We start from the raw sequence: 22,054 nt of genomic DNA on the forward strand, positions 1-22,054 counted from the left end.
CTTGGCAGAGGGTCTTCTCCCCCAAAGAAACAACTCCACCCGATCCAGCCGTTCACCACGTGGTTCGTGGTGGCAGCAGTGCGGGGGTTGGTCGGTTGGTCGGTCGGTTGGTTGGTTGGTTGGTTGGTCGGTTGGTTTGGTGGGTGGGGGGTCAGGGTTCGGGTGGGGGCGACGGCTTGTTCTGGGTGGGTTTGGTCGCGGCCGGTTTGTTCGGGGTGGGGTCGGGTGGGGGGACTGATCTGAGGAGGGCGCGCAGGCCCTGGGCGTCCAGGAGGTCGGCGGGGCTGAGGGTGTGGTCGTGGCGGACGTAGTGGAAGGCGGCTCGGACCTGGGTGGGGTCGGTGTCGGTGAGGGCGGCCCAGGCCAGGCGGTAGGCGGCCAACTGGACCGTGAGGGCGGGGAGGCGGTCTTCCGGGGGAATCCGGCCGGTCTTCCAGTCCACGACGGTCCAACCGCCGTCGGGGTCGCGGAAGACGGCGTCGATGCGGCCTCGGATGTTGAGGCCGTCCAGTTCGGTGGCGAAGGGGACTTCGACCTGGTGGGGGGTGCGGTGGGCCCAGGGGCTGTCCAGGAAGGCCTGCTGGAGGGCTTCCAGGTCGGCGTCGGGGAGGGCGGTGTCGTCGGACGCGCCGGGGAGTTCGTCGAGGTCCAGGAGGGCGGTGGAGCCGAAGCGGCGTTCCAGCCAGGCGTGGAAGTCGGTGCCCCGGCGGGCGGTGGGGTTGGGTGGGAAGGGCAGGGGGCGGCGCAGGCGGCGGGCCAGGGCCTCGGGGTCGGCGGCCAGTTCGACCAGTTGGCTCACGGTGAGGTGGGCGGGGAGGGCGACCTCGATGCGGCGGGAGGAGGCGGCGGCGCGTTCGGCCAGCAGGACGTCGGTGTCGCGGACCCAGCCCTCGGGGTCGGTGGGTTCCGGGGGTGGTTCCTCGCCCGCGCGGAGGGCGGCCAGCTCGGCCCGGACCAGGGCGGCGCCGGTGGCGACGTCGGCGCGGCGAGGGCCCAGGGGGTCGATCGGCCAGGCGGTGGTCTTGGTGGCGGCGGCCAGGGGGTTCTCCGCGCCCTCCTCCGGTTCGGGTTCCCAGGTGTCGACGACGCCGGAGGACCGGCGGCGTTCCTCGACGTAGGCGTGCAGGTCGGTGAGGAAGTCCGACGGGCCCCGGGGGGTGGAGCCGGTGCGGGCCCACCAGTGGCCGGAGACGAGGAGGGTGCGTTCGGAGCGGGTGAGGGCCACGTAGAACAGGCGGCGTTCCTCGACGAGGCCGCGTTCGGCGAACTCCTCCCGGTGCGCGTCGAGGAGTCGGGTGACCTCCTTGCGGTCGGCCGCGCCCGCCAGGTCCAGCCTCGGGAGGTCCTGGGCGTCGCCGCGCAGGTGGGCGGGCAGCTCGGTGACGTCGGTGAGCCAGCTACCGCCGCGCTTGGCGCTGGGGAACACGTCGCGGACCAGGTGCGGGATGGCGACGACCTCCCACTCCAGGCCCTTGGCGGAGTGCACGGTGAGGATCTGGACGCGGTCGGCGGCCACCTCGACCTCGCCGGGTTCGAGGCCGTCCTCGGCGTCCTCGGCGGTGGCGAGGTAGTCCAGCAGCGCGGGCAGGCCCGCGGTGGGGCTGGCGCGGGCGTAGTCGGCGACCACGTCGGCGAAGGCGTCGAGGTGGGCGCGGCCCGCGCCGCCGTGGCGGGCGGTGGCCTCGATGTCGAGGAGCATGGTGCGCTCGACGTCGGCGACCAGTTCGGGCAGCGGCTGGTCGAGGCGGCGGCGCAGGGCGGTGAGTTCGTGGCCGAGGGCGCGGACGCGGGCGTGGCCCTGCCGCGAGTACGCGTCGGGGGGGCCGGGGTCGTCGATGGCGTCGACCAAGCCCGCGTGCTCCGCGCCCTCGCCGGGGACCGCCTCGGCGGCGGCCTCGCCGTCGGGGGTGACCGCGTAGGCGCCCGCGAGCAGGCCCGCGCGCCGCCACAGGGCGGCCAGGTCGGCGGCGCCCACCCGCCAGCGGGAGCCGGTGAGCAGCCGGGCGGCGGCGGTGCCCGCGAGCGGGTCGATGAGCACGCGCAGGGCGCTGACCAGGTCGCGGACCTCGGGTTCGTCGAGCAGGCCGCCGAGGCCGACGACCTCCACCGGCAGGCCCCTGGCGCGCAGGGCGGCGGCGAGGGCGGCCATGTCGGAGCGGCGGCGCACCAGGACGGCGGCGGTGGGCGGGGTGCCCCGCTCCGCGCCGACGGACTCCCAGCGGTCGGCGACGCGGTCGGCCACCCAGGCCACCTCGGCGTCCACATCGGACAGCAGGGCGAACCGGATGTCGCCGGGCGGGGCGCCGTCGCGGGCGCGCAGTTCGTCGACCTCCAGGCCCGCGGCGCGCAGCGGGGCGGACACGGCGTTGGCGAGGTCGAGGACCTCCTCGGGGTTGCGGAAGCTGGTGAGCAGGCCGTACCGGGAGGCGGGCCGCTTGCGCCCGGCGGCCACCCGGGGGAAGTCGGTGGTGAACCGGGGCAGGTTGGCCGCGCTGGCGCCGCGCCAGCCGTAGATGGCCTGAGCCGGGTCGCCGACGGCGGTGACCGGCATCGGTTCGGCGTCCGGGTGCTCCCGGGAGGACCCGAACAGCGAGCGCAGCAGGACCCGTTGCGAGTGGCCGGTGTCCTGGTACTCGTCGAGCAGCACGGCGCCGTAGCGCTCCCGCTCCCCGGCGACCACCTCGTCGTGCCCGGCGGCCAGCCGCGCCGCCAGCGACATCTGGTCGCCGAAGTCGACCGCGCCCTCGCGCCGCTTGCGCGCCGAGTACTCCTCCACCAGCGGCAGCAAAGCCACCCGGAACCGTTGCGCGACAACGACCTTGCGCAGGTCCTGGGAGATGTCGGCGCGCTGGCCCTTGGCCCGCGGGGCGTTCTCGATGGCGTCGCAGAGCACGTCGGCGTAGGCGCGCAGGGCGTCCGGTTCCACCAGGTGCTCGGCGAGTTCCCCGGCCAGCGACAGCAGGTGCGCGGTGACCGTGGCGGGCACGTAGTCGGTCTCCAGGTCGGTCGCCCAGGCCGACACCACCCGGTGCGCGACCTGCCAGGAGGCGGTCTCGGTGAGCAGCCGGGCACCGGGCTCGACCGGCAGCCGCAGCCCGTGCTCGCCGACCAGCCGCCCGGCGTAGGCGTGGTAGGTGAGCACGGTGGGTTCGCCCGCGTAGACGGCGGCGCGGCGCTCCCCCGTCGGGTCGAGCCGGTCGAGCAGCCGGGAACCGGCGAGCCTGCGCAGCCGGGCGCGCACCCGCTCGGCGAGCTGGCGGGCGGCCTTGCGGGTGAAGGTGAGGCCCAGCACCCGTTCCGGGGTGACCAGGCCGTTGGCCACCAGCCACACCACGCGCCCGGCCATGGTCTCGGTCTTGCCCGCGCCCGCGCCCGCGACGACCAGCGCCGGTTCGGCGGGCGCGCTGATGACCCGCGCCTGCTCGTCGGTGGGCGCGGGCAGCCCCAACTCGTGGGCGAGTTCCCGGGGGCTGACCAGTGCGAGCCCCGGCGGGGGCGGCCCCATCAGCGGCGGGGGTCGAGGGGGACCGGATTCATGGCGGCCAATTTACCCCCGGGCACCGACGATCCCGGGGCTCGCCGTTCTCGCTCACCTGTTCGAGTGGTCACTCGGTGACCTGCCTGCCGCTGGGGTGCAGCGGGCAGGCGGTGCGGACCGGGCAGCGCGGGCAGTCGGGGTTCTCGAACGCGGCGTACTCCGGGCCGACGGTCGCGGCGGCGGCGTCGCGGACGACGCCGAGCCACTGCTCGCGCAGCTCACCGGACACCGGTTCCTGGTTGCGCTCGGTGGCGCCGGTCTTGTTGTTGGCCTTGGCCACGTACAGCAGCCGCGCGCCGCCGGGTTCGCGCCCGTGCTGCTCGAACGCCCCGTAGGCCACGGCGAGCTGGTAGACCGCCAACTGCGGGTGTTCGGCCGCCTCGGCCGCGCTCACCGGCGACTTGCCGGTCTTGATGTCGATGATCACCGGGCGCCCCTCGGCGTCGACCTCCACCCGGTCCACCCGGCCGCGGACGGTGACGCCGTCGGGCAGTTCCACGGTGATCTCCTGCTCCGCGCCCACCTGGGTCAGGTCGGCACGGGTGGCGTGCAGCCAGGTGAGGAACGTGTCGACCATGCCGCGCACGCGGTTCTTCTCCCGGCGGGAGAACCACGGCGCCCCCGCGTCGACGCGCGCCCACGCCCGGTCCAGTTCGGACATCAGCTCCTCGCGGGAGAGCCCGGTGGCCGCGGCCTGCGCCAGCGCGTGCACCAGGGTCCCGGTGACGGCGGACAGCTCCGCCGGGTCCTGCCCGCCGTGCCGCTCGACGACCCACCGCAGCGGGCACTTGGCCAGGACCTCCACGTTCGACGGGGACACCCGGACCGGTTCGCCCGGTCCGCGCAGCGGTTCCACAGTGGACAGTTCAGCCAGCCCGTACCACCCGTCCGGGTTCGCCCCGGGGACCCCGGCCGCGGCGAGCCGGGCCAACTGCCGGGCCGCCCGCGCCCGCCGCTCCTCGTCCGCCGCGCCGTCGCAGACCACCTGGCGCAGTTCGCCGACCAGGTCCGCCAGCACCAGGGCCCGTTCCGGCTCGGCCATCGGCACCGCGGCATCGGCGGCATCACCGGCAGTGTCATCGGCCTCGACGCCCGCCAGTTCGGCCAGGAACCGCGACGGCTGCTCGTCGTCGCCGCGGACCGCGCTCACCAGCAGCTTCGACCGCGCGCGCGAGGCGGCCACCAGCAGCAGCCGCCGCTCCTCGGCCAGCAGCGGCGCGGTGGCCGACAGCCGCCCCGAGGTGTCCACACCGGACAGTCGGTCCACCAGTCGTTCCACGCCCAGCAGCGAACCGCGCAGCCGCAGGTCCGGCCAGGCACCCTCCTGCACCCCGGGCACCGCCACGACTGTCCACTCGCGACCGGCGGCGGCGTGCGCGGTGAGCACCGCCACGGCGTCGCCGCGCGGTGCCGCGGGGGCCAGGGAGTCCCCGGCGATGCGCTGGCCGATCAGGTGGTCGGCGAAGGTGGCGACGCCCGCCCCGGGCAGTCGCTCGGTGTGCCGCTCGGCGGCGTGGAACAGGCGCACGACCGCGTCGAGGTCGCGGTCGGCCTGCGCGCCGACGGGTCCGCCGCGCGCGGTCTGGGCGACCCAGCGCCCCTCCAGGCCGCAGCCCTGCCAGACGTCCCACAGGACCTGCTCGGTGGTGGCCCCCTCCCGCACGCCCTTGCGCGCGGTCGCCAGCAGCCCCCACACCCGGCGGACCGGCCCGGCTTCCGCGTCGCCGAGGGCGGCGAGCCGGTCGGCGTCGCGCAGCACCTCCACCAGCAGCTCGTCGCTGGACTTGTCGCCGCCCGCGGCCAGTTCCAGGCGGCGCAGGCCGCGGCGGAGCCTGCGCAGGGCCAGCGGGTCGGCGCCGCCGAGCGGGGAGGCGAGCAGGAACTCGGCCATCGGCGGGTCCAGCAGCCGCGGTTCGGCGGCGCAGCGCAGCAGCGCCAGGAACGGGCGCACCGCGGGCTGCCGGCCCAGCGGCAGCTCCTCGCCGGGGGCGGCGACCGGCACCCCGGCGGCGGCGAGGGCGCGGTGCAGCACCGGGAGCGACCGGGTCGCGGAGCGGACCAGGACGGCCATGTCGGCCCAGGGGACGTCCTCCAGCAGGTGCGCGCGGCGCAACTGGTCGGCGATCCAGGCGGCCTCGGCGGCGACCGAGGGGTGCAGCCGCACGGTGACCGCGCCGCCGCGGTCCTCGCCCCGGTCGACCCGGCGCGCGCCCGCGCCGGGCAGCCGGGCGGCCAGGTGCGACACGGCCTTGCGGACCGCGGGGGCCATCCGGTGCCCGCGCCCGAGCAGCACGGTGCCGCCGCCGGGCTCGGCGTCGCGCAGCAGCCGGGGGTCGGCGCCGCGGAAGGAGAAGATGGCCTGGTCGGGGTCACCGGCGACGACGAACTCCTTGGCCGAGCGGCCCAGGACCGACAGCAGCGCGTACTGCAGCGGGTCGAGGTGCTGGGCGTCGTCGACGAGCAGGTAGCGCACGCGGGAGCGCTCGGCGGCCAGCAGTTCCGCGTCGGTCTCGAAGGCCAGCACGGCGCTGTCGATCAGCTCGGCGGCGTCGAGGGCGGGCGAGGCGGCGAGCGCGGCGGCGCTGTCCGCGCGGGCCTGCAGGAGCATGACCTGCTCGTACTGGCGGGCGAACCACCCGGCGGCGACCCACTCGTCGCGCTCGTCGCGGGTGCCCAGCTCGATGAGGTCCTCCGGGCCGAGGCCGCGTTCGGCGGCGCGGGCGATCAGGTCGCGCAGCTCCTCGGCGAAGCCGGGCACCGACAGCGCGGGCCGCAGCCGCTCCGGCCAGCGCCGGGCGCCGGACTCCAGGTCGCCGTCGAGCAGTTCGCGGAACACCTGGTCCTGCTCGGGGCCCGACAGCAGCCGCGGGCCGGGTTCGTCGCGCATCGCGGCCTGCGCGCGCAGCACGGCGAAGGCGTAGGAGTGCACGGTGCGCACCAGCGGTTCGCGGACCGTGCGCAGGTCGGTGTCCGGGTCGTGCAGGGTCAGCAGGTCGGTGACGCGGGTCCGCAGGTCGAGCGCGGCGCGGCGGCTGGAGGTGAGCACCATCAACTGCTGCGGGTCGACGCCGCCGCGCAGGATGCGGTGCGCGGCGACCTCCGCGAGCAGGGTCGTCTTGCCGCTGCCCGGCCCGCCGAGCACCCGGACGAAGCCGTCGGCCCCGGCCAGCACCCGCCGTGCGTCGTCGTCCCACCGCGAGGTGGGCCGGGGCGCCGCGGGCCTGCGGACCAGGCGCGGCGCGAGCGGGGACTTACCGGCGGGCATCCGCCGATTGGACCACGCCGCCCGCGCCGCCCGGGACGCGGCACGCGGTCGCGGGCCGGGGTGCGATGATCCGCCCATGTCGGTGTACGCCTTCGGCTCCCCCGCGGCACCCCCGGTGCTGCTCGTGCACGGTGTCAGCGGTCACGGCAGGCGGTTCGAGGAGTTCGCCGCCGCCGAGCTGCCCGGTTTCCGGGTGATCGCCCCGGACCTGCGCGGCCACGGCGACGGCCCGCGGGTGCCCCCGTGGACGCTGGAACAGCTCGCGGACGACCTGCTCGCCGTCCTCGACTCGGTCGGGCTGCACGCGGCCCCGGTCGTCGCCCACTCCTACGGGGCGCTGGTCGCCCTGCACCTGGCGGCGCTCGCCCCGGACCGGGTCAGCGGGCTGGTGCTGCTGGACCCGGCCACCGGTGTCGACCCGCAGCAGGCCCTGACCTGGGCGGAGGCGTCGGCGGTGGTGCGCGAGGACCGGGCGTCGGCGGTCGGCACCCAGCGCCACGACTGGCCCCGGGCCTCGGACGCGGCGATCGAGCGCGAGGTGGAGCAGAACTGGGCGCAGGGCGCGGACGGCCGGTGGCGGCCCCGCTACAGCCCGGCCGCGGTGGCCACGGCGTGGAGCGAGATGTGCCGCCCGGTCCCGCTGCCCCCACCGGGCACCCCGACCCTGCTGGTGGAGGCCGCGCGGGAGGACTTCGTCGGCGCCCAGTTCCCCCGGGCCTGCTCGGCGCTGGACTCCTTCGAGCACACCCGCCTCGACGCGGGCCACATGCTGCACCTCGACGCGCCGCGGGAGCTGGGGGCGCTGCTGCGCGGCTTCCTGGCGGCGAAGGGGTTCGCGGGCTGATGGACGAGGAACTGCACGAGCGCATCCGGGAGGTCGTCCGCGCGGTGCCGCGGGGCCGGGTGTCGACCTACGGCGACATCGCCGCCCGGGCGGGGGCGTCGAGCCCGCGGGTCGTGGGGAAGGTGCTGTCCGAGGACGGGCACGACCTGCCGTGGCACCGGGTGCTGCGGTCCACCGGCCGCCCGGCCGAGCACATCGCCCGCAGGCAACTGGAGCTGCTGCGGGCGGAGGGCGTCCTCGCCGAGGGCGACCGGGTCGACCTGGGCGAGTACCGCTGGCGGGACTGATCACGGCTCGACGGCCTGCTCGCCGGGCGTCGGCGCCGGTGGGGTGGGCCCGGCGGGCGGGCCCACCCCGTGAGGTCGGGTGCGCGTCAGTCGCGCTTGCCCGCGGCGGCGTCCAGGCCGAGCATCTCGAGGAGGAACAGGCAGTCCTCGGCGTCCGCGGCGTGGTCGGCGACCGTGCGGGCGGCTCGGCCGCACTGCTCGGCGTTGTGCTGGGACTCGATCTCCTTGGCGGCGGCGATGCGGCCAGTGACAGGGGCCTCGTGGGCGAGCGTCATCGGTGGTTCACCTTCTGCGAATATGCGGCAGCCGGGCAGGGGACGAGCGCCGTTTTCGCTCACAGGTATCCCCTCGGCGTGCCGACCGGAGTGCATTCACTCTTTCAGCCGAGTTTCGCGGCCACAAGAGCCCGAATGGTTGCTTTCTGTTACGGCGAAGCTAAGTCACGCTCGGCTGTCGGGCGATCACTGAGTGCGCGTCTCACCGGGGACCGACGGTCGGTACCGCACCATGGTCCCAGTACCCCGGCGAAGGAGATGACATGACCCCGTGGCACGAGCAGGACGTCCCCGCGGTCCCCGGCGCGGTGGCGGTGGTGACCGGCGCGAACACCGGCCTGGGGCTGGAGACGACCCGGGTGCTCGCGCAGCGCGGGGCGACCGTGGTCATGGCCTGCCGCGACCAGGGCAAAGCCGCCGCGGGGCGGGCGGCGCTGATCGCGGCGGGGGTGCCGGGGCAGCAGCTTGAGACGGCCTCGCTGGACCTCGCCGACCAGGGGTCGGTCGAGCGGTTCGCCGACTCCTTGGGCCACGACCGGCTCGACCTGCTGATCAACAACGCCGGGCTGATGGCGGTCGCCAGGTCGAGGACCGCCGACGGGTTCGAGACGCAGTTCGGGGTGAACCACCTGGGCCACCTGGCCCTCACCCTCAGGTTGCTGCCGCTGCTCAACGCCACCGCGGGCGCACGGGTGGTCACCCTGACCAGCATGGGGCACCGGCCCGGCAAGATCCGGTTGGACGACCCGAACTTCGAGCGGGGCCACTACGGCCGCTGGCGCGCGTACTTCCAGTCGAAGCTGGCGAACATCCTGTTCACCGCCGAACTGGGCCGCAGGCTCACCGCGGCGGGCCACGACACCCTCTCCACCGCCGCGCACCCCGGTTACGCCGCGACCGGGTTGGGCAAGGACGGGCGGCCGGTCGCCCGGCTGATCGGGGTGGTCAACACCGCGATCGGGCAGCCCGCCGCGATGGGCGCGGTGCCGACGTTGCGGGCGGCGACCGACCCGGACGCGTTCCAGGGGGCGCTGTACGGGCCGCACCGGGTGATGTTCGGGCCCGCCGTGCCGGAGGTGCCCAGCGCCGCTGCGCGGGATGCCTCGCTCGCGGCGCGGCTGTGGGAGTTGTCGTTGGAGCTGCTGGCTCCGGCGAAGGTCGTCTTCCCGGGCTGATCCCGACTTCTTCCACTGTGGACTTGCCCGTCTCGGTCCTTTGTGGATTGGCCTGGCCGGTCTCGCCTGCGTCGGGATTTCGGTTTGTGGTGCCCGGATGGGTGGCCCCGCGCCGGGTTCGGGCGGGGGGTGGCGTCCGGTTGGAACCAGACGCCACCCCTCCTGCCGCCGGGTCATGCCGTGGTGGCTGCCCTGGCTTCGCTGTCGTGGAGCAGGTCGGCCCACTCGCCGGTCATCGTGGTGGCCAGGCGCAGGTGGGGTACGGCTTCGCGGTGCCTGCCCTGGCGGGCCAGGGTGCGGCCGAGGAGCACGTGCGCGTAGGCGTCGGCGGGGGCCAGGTCGACGAGCCTGCGGGCGGTGGTCTCGGCGGCGGTGAGGGCGGCGGAGTGGAACTGGGCCAGGGCCAGGTCGGTCAGGATCGAGGTGGCGTCCGGCTCGCGTTCGGCGGCCTCGGCGAACAGGCGGGCGGCGGTGATCTGGTCGCCGCTGTCGCGGTGGGTGCGGGCGCGGGTGAGCAGGGTCTGGGTGTCGGTCATGGTGCGCCTCCTTCGGCTTGTCGATGCGGCCGGTGCGGTGGTTCAGATCCGTTCGTCGGCCGGGGAGCGGTGGGCGGCCGGGATCTGGCCCAGGCGGCCAGCCTGGTGGTCCTCGAACGCCTCGATGATCTCCTGGCGGGTGTTCATCACGAACGGGCCGTAGCGGGCGACCGGTTCGTTGATCGGCCTGCCGCCCAGGACCAGGACCTCCCAGCCGGTGGGCGAGTCGGCGGGCTGGGTGTCGGCCGCCCGCATGGTCAGCGCCTCGCCCGCGGAGAAGACGGCGAGGTGGCCCTCCTCCAGCGGCCTGCGTTCCACGCCGACGGTGCCCCGGCCCGAGAGCACGTAGACCATCGCGTTGAAGTCCTCCGGCCACGGCAGGGCCAGGCGGGCCCCGGCGGTGACGGTGGCGTGCAGGTACGTGATCGGCGTGTGGGTCGACCCCGGGCCGCGGTGCCCGTCGAGGTCGCCCGCGATGATCCGGACCAGCGCCCCGCCGTCGTCACTGGCGAGGAGCGCGGCGTCGCGGGCTTCGATGTCCTGGTAGCGCGGTGGGGTCATCTTGAGCGCGCGGGGCAGGTTCACCCACAGTTGCACGCCGTGGAAGAGGCCGCCCTTGGCCACCAGCTCCTGCGGCGGGACCTCGTTGTGCAGGATGCCGCTCCCGGCGGTCATCCACTGGGTGGAGCCGTCGGTGATGAGGCCGCCGCCGCCGATGGAGTCGGTGTGCTGCATGGCGCCGTCGATCATGTAGGTGACCGTCTCGAAGCCGCGGTGCGGGTGCCAGGGTGCCCCCTTGGCCTCGCCCGGCCCGTACTCGACCGCGCCCATGTGGTCCAGCAGCAGGAACGGGTCGGACTGGGCGAGGTCGACCCCCGGGAACGGGCGCCGGACCTTGAAGCCCTCGCCCTCCACGGATTCCCGGGCCCGCACGACCCGGCGCACCCCGCGCCAGGTCGTCGCCGACTCGGGCAGGTCGGGCAGGCGGGGCAGGGTCAGCGTGTCGGCGGTGATGGCGGGCATCGCTGCCTCCTCGTGCCGGTGGCCGCCCGGGTGGCGACCCTCAGCCCCGACAACTTGGTTGCGAGTTCAATTATTCCGGCCGGGCGTGCCCGCCGCTCAGCAGGCCGGGGCGAGGCAGCGGTAGACGAGGGCCTCGGTGTAGCGGCGCACGACCAGGTCCGCGACCCTGGGGTGGTCGCCAAGCGGCGCGGCCACCACGTCCGCCCCGCACGCCGCGACGGCCCGGTGGAACAGCCCCGGCGCCAGCAGCCAGGACGCGACCGCCACCCGGCCGGGCAGCGACTCCACGACCGAGGCCACCGCGGGTTCGGCCGTGGCCGCGTAGCCGATCCGCACGACCGACCCGGTGCGGGCGCCGAGCAGGGCCGCCGCCCGGCGCACGTCGGCCAGCGCCCTCGGGTCCGACGACCCGGCGGCGGCGAGGACGATGCTGTCCCCGACCCGCCACCCGGCCTCCACCAGCCGCTCGTGCACGGCCAGCACCAGCGACGGCGCGGGGCCGAGGGCGGGCGCGATCACCGCGTCCCGCCCGGAGCGGGCGACCTGCTCGGGCACGTCGACCCGCACGTGGTAGCCGGAGGCGAGGAAGGCGGGCACGACCACGGCCGGGCCGCGCACCGAGCGCAGCACCGTGGTCACGTCGGGGGCGCGCACGTCGGCGAAGGCGACCTTGACCGGGACCTCCGGCAGCAGGTCGCGCACCTGGTCGGCCACGCACTGCACGACTTCGGCACCGCCGGGGGCCCGGGTGCCGTGGGCGACGAGGACCAGCGTCACGCGACCGGCACCGCCAGCCGGTAGCCGCGCTTGACCACGGTCTGCACCAGCGACGGCGAGCCGAGCGCGGCGCGCAGCCTGCCCACCGCGGTCTCCACCGCGTGCTCGTCGACGCCGAACTCGCGGCCGGAGTGCCTGCGCAGCACGCCGACCAGCGCGGGCCGCGACAGCACCCGGCCCGGTTCGGCGGCCAGCGCGCGCAGCAGCGCCATCGGCGCGGGCGGGATGGGCCGCAGCCCGCCGTCGACCACGGCGGCCTGCCCGCGCAGCTCGACCTCGCTGGAGCACACGGTGAACCGGGCGGCCCGCGCGGGCAGCGCCACCGCCAGCTCGCGCACCAGGGCGCCGATGCGGGCCCGCTCCGGGCACAGCACCGGGATGCCCTGGCGGACCAGCGGTCCGGCGGTGATGCCGCCGACCCCGACCACCAGGACCCGGTCGGAGAGCTGCTCGACCAGGGCGTCGAGCCTGCCCATCCGGTCGGCGGTCTCCAGCACGCTGGCCGCGGCCGGGGCGCTGGTGAAGGTCAGCGCGTCGACCTGGCCGACCAGGACGGCCTCGATCAGCCGCTCCAGCGGGCCGGGGTCGGCCGGGCCGGTCCAGCGGTAGACGGGCATCTCGATGACCTCGGCGCCCGCCCGGCGCAGCGCGTCGATGAACTCGCGCAGCGGCTCGCCGTGGATCTGCACCGCGATGCGCTTGCCCTCGACGCCCTCGGCGAGCAGGTGGTCGAGCAGTTCGGCGCTGGCCTCGGACTCCGGTGACCACTCCTCGACGAGCCCGGCGGCGCGCACCGCGCCCTTGGCCTTGGGGCCGCGGGCGAGCACCGTGGCCTGGCGCAGCCGGTCGATCAGCCGCTCCCCCAGGCCCCAGCCGTCGGCGGCCTCGATCCAGCCGCGGAAGCCGATGCCGGTGGTGGCCACCGCCACGTCCACCGGCCGCTCGTCCTCCACCAGGCTGGTGGTGGCCGCCAGCAGCTCGCTGTCGTCGGCGAGCGGGATGATCCGGATGGCGGGTCCGTGCAGCACAGTGGCGCCCTTGCGCTCCATGAGCGCGCCCAGCTCGTCGGCGCGGCGAGCGGCGGTGACCCCTACGGTGTATCCCGCGAGGGGGGCGATCTGTGGGTCGGTCACGTCGGGAACCTCCAGGAGCGCGGTCACGTTCGCCCCAGGGAGATGGTCCCACCCGAGACCCGGACCGGGTAGGTGGGGACGGCCACCGTCCCGTCCTCGACGCACGCCCCGGTGCGCAGGTCGAAGTGCTGCTTGTGCATCGGCGAGGCCACCACGGGGGTGCCGCCGAGGTCGCCGACGATGCCGCGGGCGAGCACCGCGGCGCCGCTGAACGGGTCCAGGTTGGCCAGGGCGAACACCCGGTCGTCGTGGGTGCGGAACACCGCGACCTGGGTGCCGTCGGGCAGCAGCGCGGCCACGCCCTCCTCCCGGCCGAGCGCGCCGAGCGCGCACACCTCGAACCACATGGTGCTGTCGACTGCGTTCATCGGCTGAACGGTCATCTGCTGAACGGTCATCGGCTGATCACCTCCGGGGTGCCCAGCAGTACCGGGACCCGCTGGCCGCGCTCCTCGCGGAAGGCGATGGTGGGGTCCGGCGCGCCGGGGGCGTTGACGAAACTGGTGAAGCGGGCGAGCTTCTCCGGGTCGGCGAGCACCCCGGCCCACTCGTCGGCGTAGCCGCGCACGTGCTCGGCCATCTGCGCCTCCAGCTCGGCGGCGATGCCGAGGCTGTCGTGCACGACGACGTCGCGCAGGTGGTCGAGGCCGCCCTCCATGGCGTCGAGCCAGGCCGACGTGCGCTGCAACCGGTCGGCGGTGCGGATGTAGAACATCAGGAACCGGTCGATGACCCGCAGCAGCGTTTCCTTGTCCACTTCGGACACCAGCAGGTCGGCGTGCCGGGGCATGGTGCCGCCGTTGCCGCCGACGTAGAGGTTCCAGCCGTTGTCGGTGGCGATGACGCCGAAGTCCTTGCCGCGCGCCTCGGCGCACTCGCGGGCGCAACCGGACACACCGGATTTGAGCTTGTGCGGGGAGCGCAGGCCGCGGTAGCGCAGCTCCAGCTCCACGGCCAGGCCCACCGAGTCCTGCACCCCGTAGCGGCACCAGGTCTCGCCGACGCACGACTTCACCGTGCGCAGCGACTTGCCGTAGGCGTGCCCGGACTCGAACCCGGCGTCCACCAGGCGCTTCCAGATCACCGGGAGCTGGTCGACGGTGGCGCCGAACAGGTCGATGCGCTGCCCGCCGGTGATCTTGGTGTAGAGCCCGAAGTCCAGCGCCACCTGCGCCAGGACCAGCAGCTTCTCCGGGGTGATCTCGCCGCCGGGGATGCGCGGCACCACCGAGTAGGTGCCGTTGCGCTGGATGTTGGCCAGGAACCTGTCGTTGGTGTCCTGAAGGCCCGCCTGCCCGTCGGTGAGGATGTGCCCGTTGCCCAGCGAGGCCAGGATGGAGGCGGCGACCGGCTTGCAGACGTCGCAGCCGCGGCCGCCGGTGCCGTGCCGCTCGATGAGGTCGCTGAAGGTGGTGATGCCGGTGACCCGGACGATCTCGTACAGCTCGGCGCGGGACTGGGTGAAGTGCTCGCAGACCGCCTTGGACTGCTCGACGCCGAAGGACGACAGGAGCTGCTTGAGCATCGGCACGCAGGACCCGCAGGAGGCGCCCGCCCTGGTGCAGGACTTGAGCTTGGGCACGTCGTCGCAGCCCTGCTCGTGCACGGCGGCGCGGATGGCACCCTTGGTGACGGCGTTGCAGGAGCAGACCTGCGCCTCGTCGGGCAGCGCGTCCACCCCGACCCCGCCACCGCCGCCGCCCGCGGGGGCCAGCAGCGCGCCGGGGTCGCCGGGCAGCGGGCGGCCGACCAGGGGGCGCAGCAGCGCGTAGTCCGCGGCGTCGCCGACGAGGACGCCGCCGAGCAGCGTCTTCGCGTCGTCGGAGACCACCAGCTTCTTGTAGGTGCCCTTGACCGCGTCGTTGACCACGACTTCCAGCGCGCCCTCGGTGGCGGCGTGCGCGTCGCCGAAGCTGGCCACGTCGACGCCCATCAGCTTGAGCTTGGTCGACATGTCGGCACCGGGGAAGGTGGCGGTGCCGCCGAGCAGCCGGTCGGCGACGACCTCGGCCATGGAGTAGCCGGGGGCGACCAGGCCGTAGACGCGGCCGTCGAGGTTGGCGCACTCGCCGATGGCGTAGACGTGCGGGTCGGCGGTGCGGCAGGCCTCGTCGACCAGGATGCCGCCGCGCTCGCCGACCGGCAGCCCGGCGTCGCGGGCGAGCTGGTCGCGCGGGCGGATGCCCGCGGAGAACACCACCAGGTCCACGTCCAGCTCGGTGCCGTTGCCCAGGGTGGCCAGCAGCCGACCGCGGTCGGGTTCGATGGCGCCGGTGGAGGTGCCCGGGTGCACGGTGACGTCGAGGTCCTCGATGAGCCGCTTGAGGAGCGCGCCGCCGCCCTCGTCGACCTGCAGCGGCATCAGCCGCGGCGCCAGCTCCACCACGTGCGGGGACAACCCCATGTCGCGCAGCGCCTTCGCCGCCTCCAGGCCGAGCAGGCCACCGCCGATGACCAGCGCGGCGCCGCGGCCCGTGCCCGCGCGGGCCCGCTCGGCGGAGGCGCGGATGGCGTCGAGGTCGTCGATGGTGCGGTAGACGTGGCAGCCGGGCAGGTCGCGGCCGGGGACCGGCGGCACGAACGGCGCCGAGCCGGTGGCCAGGGCGAGCGCGTCGTAGGGCTGGGTGCGGCCCGCGGCGGTGGTGACCGTGCGCGCGGCGCGGTCGATCGAGGCCACCGCGTCGCCGAGGACCAGTTCCACGCCGGGGTCGTCGGTGAACTCCGCGCCGTCGAGCTGCAGCCCCAGCGGGTCCCACCCGTCCACGTAGGACGTGAGGGCGACCCGGTCGTAGGCGGGGCGGGGCTCTTCGGCGAAGACGACCACCTGCCAGCCGCCGTCGGTGTCGCGGTCGCGGACGGCCTGCACCAACCGGTGTCCGACCATCCCGTTGCCGACGACCACGAGTGTGCGCGCCATGCCGGGTGCCTCCTGGCCTGTGGGGGTTGGGGGGAACTGCTGCACCAAGGGTGTGGGCGGGCCGTGTCACGGCGGGGACCGAACGGTGTCGCCGCTGTTACATGACCCTCTCTTCGCAGGTCAGAACTCTGTGCGCGGCCCGCCCGAGTGCTCCGGGTCACCCGGGCGGGGCCGGGCGGCTCTAGACACCCGCGTGCGCGAGGCTCTTCTCACCGGACTTGCGCAGGTAGAAGACCCACGTCGTGACCGCGAACATCACGTAGGCGGCGATGAACACGTACAGCGCCGAGGTCGACCAGGTGGCGTGGGCGTCCGCCGCGGCGACCTTGGCCTCCGGGGTCTTCGCCGCCGCCACCGCGCCGCTGACCGGGACGCTGGCGAGCCGGAAGATCTGCTGGATCAGGAACCCGCCGAAGGCGCCGATGGCCCCGGCGATGCCGATGACCGCGGCCGACATCCGCTTGTAGGCCAGGGCGGTGGCGGTCGCGTCGAGCCCGGCGGCGTCGACCTGCCGCCTGCCCAGTTCGCCGAAGATGACCGGGATCATCCGGTAGGTGGACCCGTTGCCCGCCCCGGAGAGCGCGAAGATCACCATGTAGGAGGCGAAGAACAGCCCGAAGCTGCGCTCGTTCACCCCCACCATGGCCAGCGCGGTGAACGCGGCCATGGCGATGAACACGAACAGCGTGACCCGGGCGCCGCCGAGCCGGTCGGCGAGCCAGCCGCCGAACGGGCGGGTGAACGAACCGATCAGCGCGCCGAGGAACCCCAGGCCCGCCAGGTAGGTGCCGATGAACGGGTTCTGCGCCAGGAACTCCGGGAAGGTCAGCTTGATGACCAGCGGCAGCGCGAAGGAGAAGCCGATGAACGAGCCGAAGGTGCCGATGTAGAGCACCGACATGATCCAGGTGTGGCTCTCCCGCAGGCAGCTCAGGTACGACCTGGTGTCGGCCTTGGCCATGGTCAGGCTGTCCATCTTGAACCACGCGCCGATCACCGCGACGACGATGAACGGCATCCACATGATGCCCGCGTAGGCCAGGTGCACCGGGTGGACCGGGTTCTTGGCGATGGCGTAGGGCACGCCGATGATGACCACGAGCGGCGTCAGCAGTTGCACCACCGCCACCCCGAGGTTGCCGCCCGCGGCGTTGAGGCCGAGCGCGAGGCCCTTCTTCTTCTCCGGGTAGAAGAAGGAGATGTTGGCCATCGACGAGGAGAAGTTGCCGCCGCCGAACCCGGCCAGCGCCGAGAGCACCAGCATGATGGTGAACTGGGTGTCGTGCGACTGCTCGCGCACGAAGTCGAAGTGCACCATCGCGGCCAGCGCCCCGGTCGGGATGAACAGCAGGGCTGCGCTGATGGCCGTCCACAGCCTGCCGCCGAAGCGGGGCACCGCGAACGTGTAGGGGATGCGCAGCGCGGACCCGACCAGGTTGGGCAGCGCGGTGAGCCAGAACAGCTCGCTGGCGGTGAACGCGGTGCCGCCGCCGAACCCGGCGTTCGACAGGTTCAGCACGACCACCGACCACAGCACCCAGATGGAGAACCCGAGGTGCTCGGCGAAGATGGAGAACGCCAGGTTCCGCCGGGCGATCCTCTTCCCGGTCTTCTCCCAGAACTCGGCGTTCTCCGGCTCCCAGTGGTCGATCCACCGACCCGGCCGCCGGGTGGGGGCATCCGCCTGGGGCGGCGAATCGACGGTGAGACTCATGGAAACGTCCTCCTCTGCTGACCGTGGGAGGAACCCTAGGAAGTCGGGATTTCCCACGCGTGGCCCAGGATGACGCCGGTGGCACTTCTTGCGCACTCCGCCGGGCGGCGGCCAGTGAGGTCGGCGGTTCGGCCGCTCAGACCAGTTGGCCGATCCGGTGCGCCGCGCGCTCCAGGCCGCGCATGGACCGCGACGTCGACTTCGGGTGCAGCGCGTGCACGGCGAGGCGGAACAGCAGGGCGCGCAGCAGCGCCTGCGGCCACTCCTCCAGGTGCGACCACCGCTTGGCCAGCGCGTCGTCGGCGCCGCCCCAGGCCATGGCGTCGACCACCACGACCGCGGCGGCCCACTCCGGCGGGCGGTAGAAGGCGGTGAAGTCGATCAGCCCGGGCGGGGCCTCGTCGTCGAACAGGACGTTGCCGAACAGGTCGCCGTGCACCACCTGCGGGGTCAGCGAGATCTCCCGCCGGGACTCGGCGAACAGGTCGAACAGCCGCCCGCCCAGCTCCGGGGTCAGCCGGGGCGGGGTCTCCTCGCCCCAGGCGGCGCGGTCGGCGAGGGCGAACACGTCGGCGCGGGCCCCGAGGAACCGGGGCCGGGACAGGTGCGAGGTGGCCTTGTGCAGGCGCAGCGAGGCCGACACGACCTCGTCGTAGCGGGGTTCGGCGCGGCCGGGGATGAACCGGAACGCCATCCACCCGCCGACGACGAACCGCCCGTCGCTGGAGCGCAGCGGGCGGGCGAGGCGCAGGTCGGGGACGGTGAGGTCGTTGAGGGTCTGCGCCACCCAGCTCGCCTCGGCGGGGCTGTCCGCCTGCCGCATGGCCACGTCGTCGCAGCGCCACACCGGTCCGTGGTCGACCAGCACCGGTTCGGCGTCGCGGGCACCGAAAGCGGCGCGCACGTGTGGGGGCGGCGGAGTGCTCACGGGTCGGGACGCTACCCGTCCCGGCCCCGCCGACACGTGGGCGACACGGGCCCCGATGTATTGATCTTCGCAGGTGGGGGCGGCCCGGGCGACCCGCACGGGTCGCCCGGGCCCCCTCGGCTAGTACGTGGGCAGGCTCGGGTCGACGTCGTGGGCCCAACCCAGGACACCGCCGCCGACGTGCACCGCGTCCTTGAACCCGGCCTTGTGCAGCGCCGCGAGCGCCTCCGCCGAGCGCGCGCCCGACTTGCAGTGCAGCACGATCTGCTTGTCCTGCGGCAGCTCGGAGAACGCCTCCCCGGAGAGGATGCGGTCCTTGGGGATCAGCGTGGAACCCTCGATCCGGACGATCTCGTACTCCCCCGGCTCGCGGACGTCGATCAGCGCGAAGTCGTCGCCCCGGTCGAACTTCTCCTTCAGCTCGCGCGGGGTGATGGTGCTGCCCGCCGCCGCCTGCTGGGCGTCGTCGGACACCACGCCGCAGAACGCGTCGTAGTCGATCAGGCCCTCGATCGGCTTGGTCTCCGGGTCCTTGCGGATCTTGATGGTCCGGTAGGACATCTCCAGCGCGTCGTAGACCATCAGGCGGCCCAGCAGCGTCTCGCCGATGCCGGTCAGCAGCTTGATCGCCTCGGTCACCATGATCGACCCGATGGACGCGCACAGCACGCCCAGCACGCCGCCCTCGGCGCACGAGGGGACCATCCCGGGCGGCGGCGGCTCGGGGTAGAGGTCGCGGTAGTTGAGGCCCTGCCCGTTGGGGGCGTCCTCCCAGAACACGCTGACCTGGCCCTCGAACCGGAAGATCGAGCCCCACACGTACGGCTTGCCCAGCAGCACGGCGGCGTCGTTCACCAGGTAGCGGGTGGCGAAGTTGTCGGTGCCGTCGAGGATCAGGTCGTAGTCGCGGAAGACGTCCAGCGCGTTCGACGAGTTCAGGTGCTCCTGGTGCAGGACCACCGTGACCAGCGGGTTGATCTCGGCGATCGACTCCCGCGCGGACTCCGCCTTCGGCTTGCCCACGTCGGACTGGCCGTGGATGACCTGGCGCTGCAGGTTGGACTCGTCGACGACGTCGAAGTCGACGACGCCGAGGGTGCCCACGCCCGCGGCGGCCAGGTAGAGCAGCGCCGGGCTGCCCAGGCCGCCCGCGCCGACCACCAGGACCTTGGCGTTCTTGAGCCGCTTCTGCCCGTCCACGCCGACGTCGGGGATGATGAGGTGGCGGCTGTAGCGGGCCACCTCCTCCTTGGTCAGCTCCTGCGCCGGCTCCACGAGCGGCGGCAAACTGCCTGGCATCGGCTCCTCCTCGAACACGGGTGTGGTCCCGCCGGCACCGGGTGCCGACATCGGAACTGAACACCAGAATCCCACGGGGGATTCCACTCCTCCCAGCATCCGGGAGGGGAATCACGTCCCGGACCAGCCGGTGGGTCAGCCGGTGGGTCAGCCGGTGGGTCAGCCTGCGGGTTGCGCCTGCGGGTTGGGCCAGGCGTTGGGCTTGCACACCAGCCCGTCGGTCTTCACCGCGTCGGTAAGCCCGACCGCCCGGTTGAGCTGGGCCACGTAGTTGTTCGCCACGCCGAAGCTCTGCTGCATCATCACCGGCGCCAGCGCCCCGTTCTGCGCGCAGCCGACGTGGCTGTTGCGGAACGCGTGGCCGATCTCGTGGTTGATCGCGTACTGCCGGTAGGTCAGCATGTCGCCGCCGAAGACCACCGCGCCGCGCACCCAGCGGGCCAGGTTGATCATCACGCGCTTCTCGGTGCCGCGGTAGCAGGAGGACTCGTACTTGATCGAGTACCCGCACATGTCGGGCCGGTGCGCGGTGTCCGGGCTGGTCAGGCTCACCCGGAAGCTGGGGTCGGGGAAGTCCGGCTCGACCCGCTGCACGGAGATCTCCCCCAGGCTGGTCCAGCCCCGCGGGTCGGCCAGCGTCTGGTCGATGAGCTGGGCGAACGCCGCGTCACCGCTGAACGCCGTCGGGTCGATGCCGTCCTCGACCTCGACGGTGTAGGTGTAGAGCTTCGGGCCGGTGCCGACCCGCTCGCCGTGCCCGGGCACCCCGTGCCAGGTGCCCGCGCCGGACTGGCTGTACGGGCCGCCGTTGGGCAGGTCCGCGGTGGGCACGGACACGTCCACCGGGGTTCCCGCCCGCTCGGTGACCTCCGGCGGCCCGGTCACGACGGGCGCGCCGTCGGCGGCCAGCGGCTCACCGGTGGGCGTGGCGGCCACCGCGCCGCCCTTCTCCCCGGCGGTCTGCACGGCGACCAGCGCCGTCACCGCGAGCAGGACGGGCAGCGCGTAGACCCGCCAGCCGTAGGCGGCGAGCACCCCGCGCACCCCGCGGGGTGCGGTGGTCCTCCGCGGCGGGCGTTCCGGGCGCCACGAGGCGGCCAACGGTTCGCCCGGCACGCGGCGGGCACCACCGCGGAGGCGGTCGTCGTCCGGCGTGGAGCGGGACGGCGTGTCCACGGGCTCGGACCCGCTCGGCGTCGTTCGGCTCACCGGACCCAGGGTGCCACATCACCCGGAATCCGCAGCGGCACCACCCGATCAGGCGTTTTCCCCGCCGTCGCCGCCCACTACCAGGTCCCGTCGGCCGCACCCTCCCACAGCCCGAGCACCGCCCGCGCCACGGTGGCGGGCCGCTCCATCTGCGCGACGTGCCCCGTCCTGGGCAGCACCAGCAGCCTGGCCCCGGGCACCAGCCGGGCCGTGCGCGGCGCCTTGCGGACGGTCACCAGCTTGTCCTCGGTGCCCCAGACGACCAGCGTCGGCGCGGTGATCTTCGGCAGCATCCGCCACACCGACCGGGTGCCAGGGGCCAGCCACGACCGGATCAGCCCCACGGTGCTCTGCGCCAGCGCCGGGTTCGCCCAGGCCAGCTCGGCCCGCTCGGCGTACTCGTTCGCGGTCTCCTCCAGCCGCTCCTGCGACACCTGTGACGGGTCGGCGAAGCACAGGTTCAGCATCTGCGTCGCCCGCTGCCGCGGGGTGGTGCGGGCCAGCCGCCTGCGCGCGATGTTGCCGACGAGGGGCAGCATGGCCAGCGCCATCCTCGGGTCCGACATCCGCCGCGGGTCGGGCCGCAGGTCGGGCACCGCCGGGGACACCAGCGTCAGCGTGCGCACCAGGTCCGGGTGGCGCGCGGCGAGGTAGACGCAGATGGTGCCGCCCATGGAGTTGGCCAGCAGGTGCACCGGCCCCAGGTCCAGCCCGCGCAGCCAGGCGGCCAGCGCGTCCGCGTGCGCCTGGATGGTGAACGGGTAGCCCGCGGGCGGCGCCGACCGCCCGAAGCCCGGCAGGTCGACGGCGATGCCCGGGGCGTACCCGGCGAGCTGGCCCGCCAGGTCGGTCCAGTTGGTGGCCGCGCCGCCGAGCCCGTGCACGTACACGGCGGTCACCGGCCCCTCGCCCGGGGTACGCCGGACGTGCAGGGTGATCCCGGCGGAGGTGATCTCCTCCCCCGGCCAGGCGGGGTGCGCCCGGTCCACCGGGGGCAGCGCGGCGGCGGACAGCGGGACCCGGGTCAGGTGGGCCCGCTCGGTGGTGGAGACGTTCATTTCCCCAGTCTGCCCGGCATCCCACGACCTCGCCGCACTGAGATCCGGCTCACCCGGGATACTCCTGCGGGGGAGA

General features: G+C 74.3%; 17 protein-coding genes. 3 read left to right on the top strand and 14 right to left on the bottom strand.

Annotation, left to right across the window (positions count from 1 at the left end):
- Positions 1–151: 151 nt before the first annotated feature.
- Together UO65_RS05110 and UO65_RS05115 are read right to left on the bottom strand one after the other, a co-directional pair.
- Positions 152–3,505 (bottom strand): ATP-dependent helicase, encoded by a 3,354-nt coding sequence (locus UO65_RS05110; RefSeq protein WP_200873314.1) that lies wholly within the window; start codon positions 3,503–3,505, stop codon positions 152–154.
- Between the two features lie 100 nt (positions 3,506–3,605).
- Positions 3,606–6,803, bottom strand: a complete 3,198-nt coding sequence (locus tag UO65_RS05115; RefSeq protein WP_035279253.1) for an ATP-dependent helicase — start codon at positions 6,801–6,803, stop codon at positions 3,606–3,608.
- A 76-nt stretch (positions 6,804–6,879) separates the two neighbouring features.
- On the opposite strand from UO65_RS05115, the gene UO65_RS05120 reads away from it, so the two are divergent.
- Positions 6,880–7,647, top strand: coding sequence for an alpha/beta fold hydrolase (locus tag UO65_RS05120; RefSeq protein ID WP_035279256.1), 768 nt, complete (start codon positions 6,880–6,882; stop codon positions 7,645–7,647).
- Positions 7,647–7,934: an MGMT family protein gene (locus UO65_RS05125; protein WP_035279259.1), complete on the top strand. Its 288-nt coding sequence runs from the start codon at positions 7,647–7,649 to the stop codon at positions 7,932–7,934. Before UO65_RS05120 ends, UO65_RS05125 begins: the two co-directional genes overlap by 1 nt.
- Before the next feature lie 86 nt (positions 7,935–8,020).
- Here the strand turns inward: UO65_RS05125 and UO65_RS37220 are convergent, their stop codons facing one another.
- Positions 8,021–8,209, bottom strand: a complete 189-nt coding sequence (locus UO65_RS37220; protein WP_035279262.1) for a hypothetical protein — start codon at positions 8,207–8,209, stop codon at positions 8,021–8,023.
- Between the two features lie 263 nt (positions 8,210–8,472).
- On the opposite strand from UO65_RS37220, the gene UO65_RS05135 reads away from it, so the two are divergent.
- Entirely contained in the window at positions 8,473–9,384 is a 912-nt protein-coding gene (locus tag UO65_RS05135; RefSeq protein ID WP_035279263.1) for an oxidoreductase, read from the top strand.
- 173 nt (positions 9,385–9,557) lie between these two features.
- On the opposite strand, the gene UO65_RS05140 is transcribed toward UO65_RS05135, so the two are convergent.
- The 11 genes from UO65_RS05140 to UO65_RS05190 all read right to left on the bottom strand — a co-directional run bounded on the left by UO65_RS05140 (position 9,558) and on the right by UO65_RS05190 (position 21,978).
- Positions 9,558–9,920: a tetratricopeptide repeat protein gene (locus tag UO65_RS05140; protein WP_052020757.1), complete on the bottom strand. Its 363-nt coding sequence runs from the start codon at positions 9,918–9,920 to the stop codon at positions 9,558–9,560.
- 42 nt (positions 9,921–9,962) lie between these two features.
- On the bottom strand, positions 9,963–10,943 hold the full coding sequence (locus UO65_RS05145) for a pirin family protein (RefSeq protein WP_035279264.1): 981 nt from the start codon (positions 10,941–10,943) through the stop codon (positions 9,963–9,965).
- 96 nt (positions 10,944–11,039) lie between these two features.
- Complete coding sequence (locus UO65_RS05150) at positions 11,040–11,720, bottom strand: sirohydrochlorin chelatase (RefSeq protein WP_035279265.1); 681 nt, start codon at positions 11,718–11,720, stop codon at positions 11,040–11,042.
- Complete coding sequence (locus UO65_RS05155; RefSeq protein WP_035279308.1) at positions 11,717–12,853, bottom strand: uroporphyrinogen-III synthase; 1,137 nt, start codon at positions 12,851–12,853, stop codon at positions 11,717–11,719. Before UO65_RS05155 ends, UO65_RS05150 begins: the two co-directional genes overlap by 4 nt.
- 23 nt (positions 12,854–12,876) lie before the next feature.
- Complete coding sequence (gene nirD / locus UO65_RS05160) at positions 12,877–13,221, bottom strand: nitrite reductase small subunit NirD (RefSeq protein ID WP_035279310.1); 345 nt, start codon at positions 13,219–13,221, stop codon at positions 12,877–12,879.
- 26 nt (positions 13,222–13,247) lie between these two features.
- Positions 13,248–15,770, bottom strand: a complete 2,523-nt coding sequence (gene nirB, locus UO65_RS05165) for a nitrite reductase large subunit NirB (RefSeq protein ID WP_035279266.1) — start codon at positions 15,768–15,770, stop codon at positions 13,248–13,250.
- A 181-nt stretch (positions 15,771–15,951) separates the two neighbouring features.
- Entirely contained in the window at positions 15,952–17,484 is a 1,533-nt protein-coding gene (locus UO65_RS05170) for an MFS transporter (protein WP_035279270.1), read from the bottom strand.
- Between the two features lie 136 nt (positions 17,485–17,620).
- Complete coding sequence (locus tag UO65_RS05175; protein WP_233427449.1) at positions 17,621–18,412, bottom strand: TIGR02569 family protein; 792 nt, start codon at positions 18,410–18,412, stop codon at positions 17,621–17,623.
- A 120-nt stretch (positions 18,413–18,532) separates the two neighbouring features.
- Entirely contained in the window at positions 18,533–19,711 is a 1,179-nt protein-coding gene (gene moeZ / locus UO65_RS05180; RefSeq protein ID WP_035279311.1) for an adenylyltransferase/sulfurtransferase MoeZ, read from the bottom strand.
- Positions 19,712–19,870: 159 nt separating this feature from the next.
- Positions 19,871–20,920 (bottom strand): DUF3152 domain-containing protein, encoded by a 1,050-nt coding sequence (locus tag UO65_RS05185; protein WP_084175331.1) that lies wholly within the window; start codon positions 20,918–20,920, stop codon positions 19,871–19,873.
- A 77-nt stretch (positions 20,921–20,997) separates the two neighbouring features.
- Positions 20,998–21,978: an alpha/beta fold hydrolase gene (locus UO65_RS05190; RefSeq protein WP_035279279.1), complete on the bottom strand. Its 981-nt coding sequence runs from the start codon at positions 21,976–21,978 to the stop codon at positions 20,998–21,000.
- Between the last annotated feature and the right edge of the window lie 76 nt (positions 21,979–22,054).

Source organism: Actinokineospora spheciospongiae, assembly GCF_000564855.1.
Taxonomy (GTDB): domain Bacteria; phylum Actinomycetota; class Actinomycetes; order Mycobacteriales; family Pseudonocardiaceae; genus Actinokineospora; species Actinokineospora spheciospongiae.